This window comes from Rhodopseudomonas sp. G2_2311, assembly GCF_047501505.1.
Classification (GTDB): Bacteria; Pseudomonadota; Alphaproteobacteria; order Rhizobiales; family Xanthobacteraceae; genus Rhodopseudomonas; species Rhodopseudomonas palustris_H.
The window spans coordinates 192,106-201,506 of the sequence record NZ_JAZDRK010000006.1; the positions used below are offsets into that span (position 1 = coordinate 192,106).

A 9,401-nucleotide genomic window follows, 5' to 3' on the forward strand; every position below is an offset into this window, starting at 1 on the left:
AAGGAATTTGCTCCGCTGCGGCATGCCGCAGCAAGGAGAAGTCAGCGCTTCTATGCGAGAAACGCCTCGGACACAACGTAATACCCGTTCGAGCCCACGCAATGCGAAGCAGCCCAGCCCTCCGCGCCGCAGCCTCCCGGCACCGGATTCATCCGGCGCTGGACAGCTTCGCCGACGAGTGCCGTGACGCGGTATTGCGGGTGATGGCCTATGTGGGTGCGCTGGCGCTGATCGGCCTGATCGTGTTCTACACGGCCAATCCGCTGACCGACGCCGCGATCACCGCGGCGACCACCGCCGAGGCCGGACCGGGCTGGAGCGTGGCGACGCGGTCGCAGCCGGCCTACGCGCTCAGCCAGCTTGATTGGCCGGGCAAGACCGAGACCACCGAAATCCTGCGTCACCCGGATGGCGGCCGCAAAGACATCCTGCGCCTCGCTACACCAGGCGAACCGGTGGCGGCCGAGATCGAGATCTACCGGGTCGGCAGCGAGACGTCCCGCGCCACGGCCGAAGCCGCCCTGGCGGCTCGGATGGACCCGGGCGGGACCGCGACGATCGAGACCGCCGGCGTGATCGACACTAAGTTCGGCCCGGTGCCGCTGTTCAGCCTTGCGGGCGGCGACCGTCCGTCCGGTTCTTGTCTGGGCTTCGTCAAAGCCATCGATGCCGCAAGTTTGCGGATTTCCGGTTTCTCCTGCCGCGGCGACACCGCGCCGCAGCGCCGAACCGCGGTGGCCTGTCTGCTCGACCGGCTGGTGCTGCTGAGCGGCGATGCGGCGACGGCCGCGGCGTTTGCCGAGGCCCAGCTGCGGCGCGGCAGCTGCGGGCCGAATCAGTCCGCGGCTTCGGCGGCGTCCGGCGATTGGCTGACCGGTCCGCAGGACCCGTCGTTGCGCGGCCGGCTATGAGCTGGAGACCCGCCGGGGCGGCGTAACGCCCTGGAGTTGATGCAACATTTTGGCGACGGCCGGATTGAATGATTGTCGGCCGGTGTTGCCGGATTGATCTTGTGGCCGGTGTGCGGCGGCGGCTACAAAGGACGAACCTGGAATGCGCCTGCCGATGGGGACCCCGATGTTCGTGAAATCCACTGCCGCCAGACTGTTGCCGGTGCTGCTCGCGGCAGCCGCCGTCGCCGTGATCGGCGTCAGCAATGCCGATGCCGCTCCGAAGAAGAAGCGGGTTTACGGCACCTCCGACCAGATCCGCTACGGCTCCCGCGGCCCGAACGTGGTCTATCAGGCCGGCCCCCGCACACGTGTGTACGTCACCAAGCGGTCCTGGCTCGACGCCGGCACCGAAGTGCAGCCGGGCGAACGCCATTTCTCCGACTACGCCTTCCCGCCGGGCTACTCGTTCGCGCGCGAGAACGGCCAGCGTCCGCTCGACCGTTGGCCGCTCAATCCGGCCTCCGATCTCGGCGGCTCTCCGACCGGTTTCCCGCTGTACTGATCGGCCCGCGGCACCCGCCGCCGCCGAGACAGCGCCTGAAACGACAACGCCCGCCGAATTCGGCGGGCGTTTTTTGTTTTTGCTCGACGTGACCGCCGGGGCTGCCCCGGCGGTCGATCTGATTTCTTGAAGACTGCTTCGCGGAGCAGGCCCGCGAAAACCAGTCGTCAGGCGTGCAGCGCCTGCAGTTCGGTGACGATCGCTTCGCCCATCTGCGAAGTCGAGATCACCGTGGTGCCTTCGCTCTTGATGTCGGCAGTACGCAGGCCCTTGGCCAGCACCGCGGCGATCGCTTCGTCGAGCTTGTCGGCGAGCGCGCCCATGTCGAGCGAGTAGCGCAGCGCCATGCCGAACGAGGCCAGCATCGCCACCGGATTGGCCATGCCCTTGCCGGCGATGTCGGGTGCCGAGCCGTGCACCGGCTCGTACATCGATTTGCGCTTGCCGGTCTTGGCGTCGACTTCGCCGAGCGAGGCCGACGGCAGCATCCCGAGCGAGCCGGTCAGCATCGCGGCGATGTCGGACAGCATGTCGCCGAACAGGTTGTCGGTGACGATGACGTCGAACTGCTTCGGCCACTTCACGAGGTTCATGCCACCCGAGTCGGCGAGCTGGTGGTCGAGCTGGACGTCCTTGTATTCGCGGTCGTGCACGGCGGTGATCACTTCGTTCCAGAGCACGCCCGTCTTCATGACGTTACGTTTCTCCATCGAGGTGACCTTGTTGCGGCGCTTGCGGGCGAGGTCGAACGCGACCCGGCCGATCCGCTCGATCTCGTAGGTGTCGTACACCTGGGTGTCGACCGCGCGCTTCTGGCCGTTGCCGAGATCGGTGATGGTCTTCGGCTCGCCGAAATACACGCCGCCGGTGAGTTCGCGGACGATCATGATGTCGAGGCCTTCGACCACGTCGCGCTTCAGGCTCGAGGAATCCGCCAGCGCCGGGTAGCACACCGCCGGCCGCAGATTGGCGAACAGGCCGAGATCCTTGCGCAGCCGCAGCAGGCCGGCTTCGGGGCGGGCGTCGTACGGCACGCCGTCCCACTTCGGGCCGCCGACCGCGCCGAAGATCACCGCGTCGGAGGCCTGCGCCAACGCCATGGTGGCATCGGTGATCGCCACCTTGTCGGCGTCATAGGCAGCGCCGCCGACCAGGCCATGCTCGGTCTCGAAGCTGGCAATGCCGGCCTTGTTGAGCCAGTCGATCAGCCGGCTGACCTCGGCCATCACTTCGGTGCCGATGCCGTCGCCGGGAAGAAGAAGCAGTTTGTGCGTTGCCATGATCGGGTCCTTGCAAGCGTCATCGCCGGGCTCGACCCGGCGATCCATCGTTTCGAGAAGGATGGATGCCCGGGTCAAGCCCGAGCATGACAGGAAGAAATGAATTCGCGGGGCCGAGTGCTAGATCGCCGGTGCTGGCTTGGCAAGACAGTGTTGCCGCCGGTGCGTGTTGCGGGTGGGGCGCATTCGCTGTCACAATGGCCGCGCCGGAGACCTTCCTTGACCCTGCTCGACCGCACCGAGGCGGCGCCCGCTCATCCCGCGCGCCTGATCCTGATCCTGTCGCTTGCGCCGACCGTGGGGCTCGGCATCGGCCGTTTTGCCTATTCGCTGCTGCTGCCGGACATGCGCGACAGCCTCGGCTGGTCGTATTCGGCGGCCGGATTCATGAACACCATCAATGCAGCCGGATATCTGGCCGGCGCGCTGGTGACGTCCCGGCTGGTCGCCCGGTTCGGCATGGCGGCGATCGTGCGGGTCGGCACGCTTGCCTGCGTCGCCTCCCTGGTGCTGTGCGCGATCTCTGGCAATTTCGCGCTGCTGTCCGCTGCCCGGCTGATTGCCGGGATCGGCGCGGCGCTGGCCTTCGTGGCCGGTGGCGCGCTTGCCACCACGATCGCCCAGGCGCAGCCGGCGCGGTCGGCGTTTCTGCTCAGCCTGTTCTATGCCGGCCCCGGCATCGGCATCCTGTCGTCGGGGCTGATCGCACCATTCCTGCTGCAGGCCGCCGGCCCGGGCTCGTGGTGGCTGGGCTGGCTGGTGCTGGCGGCGCTATCGGCCGCGATGGCGCTGCCGGTGCTGCTGGCGCCGATCGGGGTCGATGCCGGGCTCGGCGGCGGCCGCGCCGCGCCATTCCGGATCGCTCCGGTGCTGATCTATCTGGCCGGCTACTTCATGTTCGGCGCCGGCTACATCGCCTACATGACCTTCATGATCGCCTATGTGCGCGACGCCGGCGGCGGCGCCGCGGCGCAGAGCGCGTTCTGGTGTCTGATCGGGATCAGCGCCTTCGTCACGCCCTGGGTCTGGCGCCGGGTCATGGCGCTGCATCGCGGCGGGCTGTCGACCACCATTATCCTCGCCGTCAATGCGGTCGGCGCCGTGCTGCCGCTGTTCAGCCTGTCGCCCGTGATGCTGGCGACCTCCGCGCTGGTGTTCGGGGTGTCGTTCTTCGCGGTGGTGGCCTCAACGACCGCCTTCGTCCGCTTCAACTATCCGCAGGCCTCCTGGCCCGGCGCGATCGCCGCGATGACCATCGCGTTCGGTATCGGCCAGACGCTCGGCCCGCTGGTGGTCGGCGCCATCACCGACGCGATCGGCAGCCTGTCATCCGCGCTCGCCGTCTCCGCCGCAACGCTGGCGCTTGGTGCCGCGCTGTCGGCGTTCCAGCGGCCGCTGCAGAGAAGTAACTAACATCGTCATTCCGGGGCGCTTGCGAAGCAAGCGACCCGGAATCCGGATGTTATTGCGACGTGGTCTCTTGGGTGCGTGCCCTGAACATCGAGATCCCGGGTTCGCGCTACGCGCCCCCCGGGATGACGGTGCGGGTTGCTACTGTTCGATCACGCCGCAGGCGATGCGGTCGCCGGCGTTGCCGGCGGGGTCGGTCTTATAGTCGTCGGCCTTGGCATGGATCACCAGTGCGGTGCCGCCGTCCTTGAACACTGAGTTCGGCTTGCCCTTGGCGAGCGTCACCGCGTCGTTGACGACGTCGATGCTGAGCGCGCCGGAGGCCGGGACGTCGAGGTTGGGCATGTCGCCCGCATGGGCGCCGCCCTCGGCCATCTTGCCGTGCTTCTTGTTGTCCGGATTGAAATGGCCGCCCGCCGAGGTGAACGGCGGCTCGCATTTGCCGACCGCGTGAATGTGGAAAGCGTGTTCGCCCGGCGGCAGGCCTTTCAGCGCCAGCTTGATGGTGACGCCCTTGCTGCCCTCGGTCAGCAGTGCGGTGCCGACTTCGGCGCCTTCGACGTTCTTCAGCGTCGCCTTGGCGCTGTCCGCCGCCATCGCCGCCGTGGTGACGCCGAGCAGCGCGCCGGTGCACAACAAAGCTCGCAGGATCATCATCAGGACCTCCCGTGACGTGTTCTGAAACGTGATGCGCGACGCTAACACCGCGTCCGCCGCGACGCCAACACGCGATTGGCCGCGGATCAGGCGTGGAACCATTTGAGACTGTTGGGATGTGACAGAACTTCCACGAGTCATTCCAGGGGCGCTCCCGCAGTGAGCGAGCCCGGAATCACGACGTGCGAGGCACGTGCCGACCACAACAGCCGCGATATTCCGGATTCACGCGCATTGCGCGTGCCCCAGAATGACGGGCGGGTGAGGGGCGACTACAACCCGCTGAACGAGTTGTAGCCCTGGTCTTCCCAGTATCCGCCTTTGTAGTCGTTGGTGACTTCCATCGACACGACGTATTTGGGATTCTTGAAGCCGAGCTTGGTCGGGATCCGAATCTTCATCGGATAGCCGTAGGCGCGGGGCAGCACCTCGCCGCCGAATTTGAAGGTCATCTGGGTCTGCGGATGCAGCGCGGTCGGCATGTCGATCGGCGAGGTGTAGTCGTCGGCGCAGCGGAACCAGACGTAGTTCGCCTTGGTGTCGCCACCAATCAGCTCGAGGAAATCGCGCAGCCGCACGCCGCTCCAATGGCCGATCGCGCTCCAGCCTTCGACGCAGACATGCCGAGTGATCTGCGACACCTCGGGCAGCTGCGTCAGCTCCTGCAGCGTCCAGCTCTTCTTGTTCTGCACCAGGCCCGAGACTTCCAGCTTCCACTCGCTGCCGTCGATCGTCGGCGCCTCGTCGAGCGAGTAGTAGGCGTTGAATGGGAAGGGCCGGGTGATGTCCTTCTCGCTGAAGGTCGGTGCCAGCGTGTTCGGGTTGAAGATCGCCGCCTGCACCGCGTCGTTGAACTTCGACACCTTGGCCAGCAGCGTTTCGGCCGAGGCGCCGTCGACCACGTCGCAGCCGGTCAGCAGCGTCAGCGCCCCGAGGCTGGCACCGCCGGCGAGGAAGCGCCGCCGCGACACGTCAGGCATCAGCTTGGCGGCATCGCGGACCAGCAGCTTCTTGTCGACGCCCGGGATCAGCAGTTTGTTGATGCGCAGCATATCTTTGTCCTCTTGGCGTCAATGGGAGGAGCGAAGTGCACCGTGTTCTGGCTTCTTCGCCGCACTCGTCATGACGGAGAAACGGCTTCGTGGTCAGCGCCCGATAATCATCGCCCGCAGCGCCTTTGGCACCAGGGCGGCGAGCAGGATGTGGATGGCCGAGAATGCCACGATGGCGCTCATCGCGCCGAAATGCACGTAGCGAGCGGTATCGTAGCCGCCGAGCAGCGCGGTGAGTGAATGGAATTGCACCGGCTTCCAGATCGCGAGGCCCGATGCGACCGACAGCACGCCGACAATCAGGACGCCGACATAAAGCAGCTTCTGCACTGTGTTGTAGCGGCTGAGGTCGTCGTGCGACAGCCGCAGCCGGATCGCCTGTGACAAATCGGAGGTGATGCCGGAGAGCGTGATCGGCCACAGCTTGCGACGGAATCTGCCGGTGGCGAAGCCGAGGATGACGTAGAGCACGCCGTTGATCACCAGCACCCACATCGCCGCGAAGTGCCAAAGTAGGCCGCCTCCGAGCCAGCCGCCGAGGGTCAGCGCCCGCGTGAACTGAAAGTCGAACAGCGGCGCGGCGTTATAGATCTGCCAGCCGGACAGGATCATCGCCAGCATCGCGGCGGCGTTGATCCAATGCATCACCCGCACCCACACCGGCTGCAGGATGGCGCGGGGCTCGGCGATCACGGTGGTTGTCGGGGCAGGTTCATTCAGGATGGTGGTAGACATCGGCCCTATTCCTGGAAGCCAGCGGTTGCACCGGACATTACGGGCAATGCGCCGATTTCGTTACTGCCGATTATCGATCATTACGGCTTCGCGCGCGAGCGGGATCACGAAAGCGCGAGCCGGTTGACCGGCCCGCGCCCTCGCTCGCGGCAGCTTGCCGCAGCCTCCGCGGCGCCAGGGGGACATCATGCGCCGCGGAGGTGAGCCCGGAATTACGACGGCAGCAGCACGGTATCGATCACGTGGATCACGCCGTTGGACTGATTGACGTTCGGGATGGTCACGGTCGAGCTGCCGCCCTTGGCGTCGATCAGCATCACCTGATCGCCCATCCGCTTCACGGTCAGGGTCTCGCCTTCCACCGTCTTCAGCTTCTTGCCGTCGGTGAGGTCAGCGGCTTCGAGCTTGCCGGGTACCACGTGATAGGTGAGGATCTTGGTGAGCTGCTTCTTGTTCTCCGGCTTCACCAGCGTATCGACAGTGCCGGCCGGCAGCTTATCGAACGCCATGTTGGTCGGCGCGAATACGGTGAATGGGCCCTTGCCCTCCAGCGTCTTGACTAGGCCGGCGGCCTTCACGGCGGCGACCAGCGTGGTGTGATCCTTGGACTTGACGGCGTTCTCGACGATGTTTTTCGACGGATACATCGGCGCGCCGCCGACCATCACAGTGTCGCCGGAGCTCTTCATCATCTTGCCGGATTCAGCGGATGCCGGGACGCTCACAGTGGCGGCGAGCGCCAGAGCGCTGAAGGCGGCGGCGGTCAGCAGAGCAATTCGCTTCGTCATGGTTCGTCTCCCGAGAGTGATGGCAGCCCGCGATCGCCGCGGGCGGGTTGAGTGACGCTGGCGTGCACCTTCAAGGTCTGGGCGCCTCGTCGCGGCGAGCTACGGGAGGTTTTCAGGCGCGTTTCAGGAATTCTTTTTTGTCGCAGGCTGAAACCGAACGCGACTTTGTTCGTTTAGGCGCGCCATGGCCGGTTCCGGCGTTGCGCTGGTCGAAGCGTTCTTGCTAATCAACGGCGCTTTCCCGACAACCTGACGCGACCGGAACATCGACATGAACGCCAACCTGTTCGCCCGCCTGTTCGATAAGCTCGACGACCCGCACAAACTCGCGATCGAAACCGCGGCCGGCGACAAGATCAGCTACGCCGACCTAGTGGCGCGGGCAGGGCGTGTCGCCAACGTGCTGGTGGCGCGCGGGTTGAAACTCGGCGACCGTGTTGCGGCGCAAACCGAGAAGTCGGTCGAGGCGCTGGTGCTGTATCTCGCCACGGTGCGGGCCGGCGGCGTGTATCTCCCGCTCAACACCGCCTATACGCTGCACGAGCTTGATTACTTCATCACCGATGCCGAGCCGAAGATCGTAGTGTGCGATCCCTCCAAGCGCGACGGCATCGCGGCGATCGCCGCCAAGGTCGGCGCCACGGTCGAAACGCTCGGGCCGGACGGACAGGGCTCGCTGACCGACGCGGCCGCGCAGGCCAGCGAGGCGTTTGCCACGGTCGAACGCGGCGCCGATGATCTTGCGGCGATCCTGTACACGTCGGGTACCACCGGCCGCTCCAAGGGCGCGATGCTGAGCCACGACAATCTCGCGTCGAACTCGCTGACGCTGGTGGAATTCTGGCGCTTCACGCCGGACGACGTGCTGATCCACGCGCTGCCGATCTATCACACGCATGGATTGTTCGTGGCCAGCAACGTCACGCTGTTCGCGCGTGGATCGATGATCTTCCTGCCGAAGTTCGATCCCGACAAGATTCTGGACCTGATGGCGCGCGCCACCGTGCTGATGGGCGTGCCGACGTTCTACACGCGGCTGCTGCAGAGCCCGCGGCTGACCAAAGAGACGACCAGCCATATGCGGCTGTTCATCTCCGGTTCGGCGCCGCTGCTCGCCGATACCCACCGCGAATGGGCGGCAAAGACCGGTCACGCCGTGCTCGAGCGCTACGGCATGACCGAGACCAACATGAACACCTCGAACCCGTATGACGGCGACCGCGTCCCCGGCGCGGTCGGTCCGGCACTGCCCGGCGTGTCGGCGCGGGTGACCGATCCGGAGACCGGCAAAGAGTTGCCGCGCGGCGAGATCGGCATGATCGAGGTGAAGGGCCCGAACGTGTTCAAGGGCTATTGGCGGATGCCGGAGAAGACCAAGTCGGAATTCCGCGACGACGGCTTCTTCATCACCGGCGACCTCGGCAAGATCGACGAGCGCGGCTACGTCCACATTCTCGGCCGCGGCAAGGATCTGGTTATCACCGGCGGCTTCAACGTCTATCCGAAGGAAATCGAAAGCGAGATCGACGCGATGCCGGGCGTGGTCGAGTCCGCGGTGATCGGCGTGCCGCACGCCGATTTCGGTGAGGGCGTCACCGCCGTGGTGGTGCGCGACAAGGGCGCCAGCATCGACGAAGCGCAGGTGATCAAGGGCCTCGACGGCCAGCTCGCCAAGTTCAAGATGCCGAAGAAGGTGATCTTCGTCGACGACCTGCCGCGCAACACCATGGGCAAGGTCCAGAAAAACGTCCTGCGCGAGACCTACAAGGATATCTATAAGTAATCACGCGCCGCGCCTTCACCATCACCTTACACACCGTCATTCCGGGGCGCGCGCAGCGCGAACCCGGAATCCCGAGATTGTTGCGCACCAAGTCGTTTCCACCCCGTCGAGATTCCGGGTTCGCTCGCTGACGCGAGCGCCCCGGAATGACGGGGGATGGGGCGGCGAACTAACTGCCAGCTATGATAGCGCGAGGCAGGGCGTCAAATCTCCCCTCCCCCTTGCGGGGAGGGGTCTGGTG

At 65.8% G+C, this 9,401-nt stretch carries 9 protein-coding genes; 4 read left to right on the top strand and 5 right to left on the bottom strand.

What is annotated here, in order from left to right; genetic code table 11:
- Positions 1-101: 101 nt before the first annotated feature.
- Positions 102-911 carry a hypothetical protein gene (locus VRZ08_RS11930; RefSeq protein ID WP_414532659.1) on the top strand — a complete coding sequence of 270 codons (810 nt, stop codon included), beginning with the start codon at positions 102-104 and terminating at the stop codon, positions 909-911.
- A gap of 142 nt (positions 912-1,053) precedes the next feature.
- Positions 1,054-1,455 (top strand): hypothetical protein, encoded by a 402-nt coding sequence (locus VRZ08_RS11935; RefSeq protein WP_012493995.1) that lies wholly within the window; start codon positions 1,054-1,056, stop codon positions 1,453-1,455.
- Positions 1,456-1,622: 167 nt separating this feature from the next.
- On the opposite strand, the gene leuB is transcribed toward VRZ08_RS11935, so the two are convergent.
- Positions 1,623-2,735, bottom strand: a complete 1,113-nt coding sequence (leuB, locus tag VRZ08_RS11940) for a 3-isopropylmalate dehydrogenase (protein WP_011155795.1) — start codon at positions 2,733-2,735, stop codon at positions 1,623-1,625.
- A gap of 219 nt (positions 2,736-2,954) precedes the next feature.
- Between leuB and VRZ08_RS11945 the strand changes: the two genes are divergently transcribed.
- Complete coding sequence (locus VRZ08_RS11945; RefSeq protein ID WP_414532660.1) at positions 2,955-4,148, top strand: YbfB/YjiJ family MFS transporter; 1,194 nt, start codon at positions 2,955-2,957, stop codon at positions 4,146-4,148.
- A gap of 138 nt (positions 4,149-4,286) precedes the next feature.
- Here VRZ08_RS11945 and VRZ08_RS11950 read toward each other — a convergent pair whose 3' ends face one another.
- The 4 genes from VRZ08_RS11950 to VRZ08_RS11965 form a co-directional block, all read right to left on the bottom strand.
- Positions 4,287-4,802 (bottom strand): superoxide dismutase family protein, encoded by a 516-nt coding sequence (locus VRZ08_RS11950; protein WP_414532661.1) that lies wholly within the window; start codon positions 4,800-4,802, stop codon positions 4,287-4,289.
- 272 nt (positions 4,803-5,074) lie between these two features.
- On the bottom strand, positions 5,075-5,854 hold the full coding sequence (locus VRZ08_RS11955) for a molybdopterin-dependent oxidoreductase (protein WP_414532663.1): 780 nt from the start codon (positions 5,852-5,854) through the stop codon (positions 5,075-5,077).
- Between the two features lie 93 nt (positions 5,855-5,947).
- The gene (locus VRZ08_RS11960) at positions 5,948-6,589 is read right to left on the bottom strand and encodes a cytochrome b/b6 domain-containing protein (RefSeq protein ID WP_107353828.1); all 642 of its coding nucleotides are present in this window, start codon (positions 6,587-6,589) and stop codon (positions 5,948-5,950) included.
- A gap of 212 nt (positions 6,590-6,801) precedes the next feature.
- Positions 6,802-7,377, bottom strand: coding sequence for a fasciclin domain-containing protein (locus VRZ08_RS11965; RefSeq protein ID WP_164636318.1), 576 nt, complete (start codon positions 7,375-7,377; stop codon positions 6,802-6,804).
- A 271-nt stretch (positions 7,378-7,648) separates the two neighbouring features.
- Between VRZ08_RS11965 and VRZ08_RS11970 the strand changes: the two genes are divergently transcribed.
- Entirely contained in the window at positions 7,649-9,160 is a 1,512-nt protein-coding gene (locus VRZ08_RS11970) for a malonate--CoA ligase (protein WP_414532664.1), read from the top strand.
- Positions 9,161-9,401 lie beyond the last annotated feature (241 nt).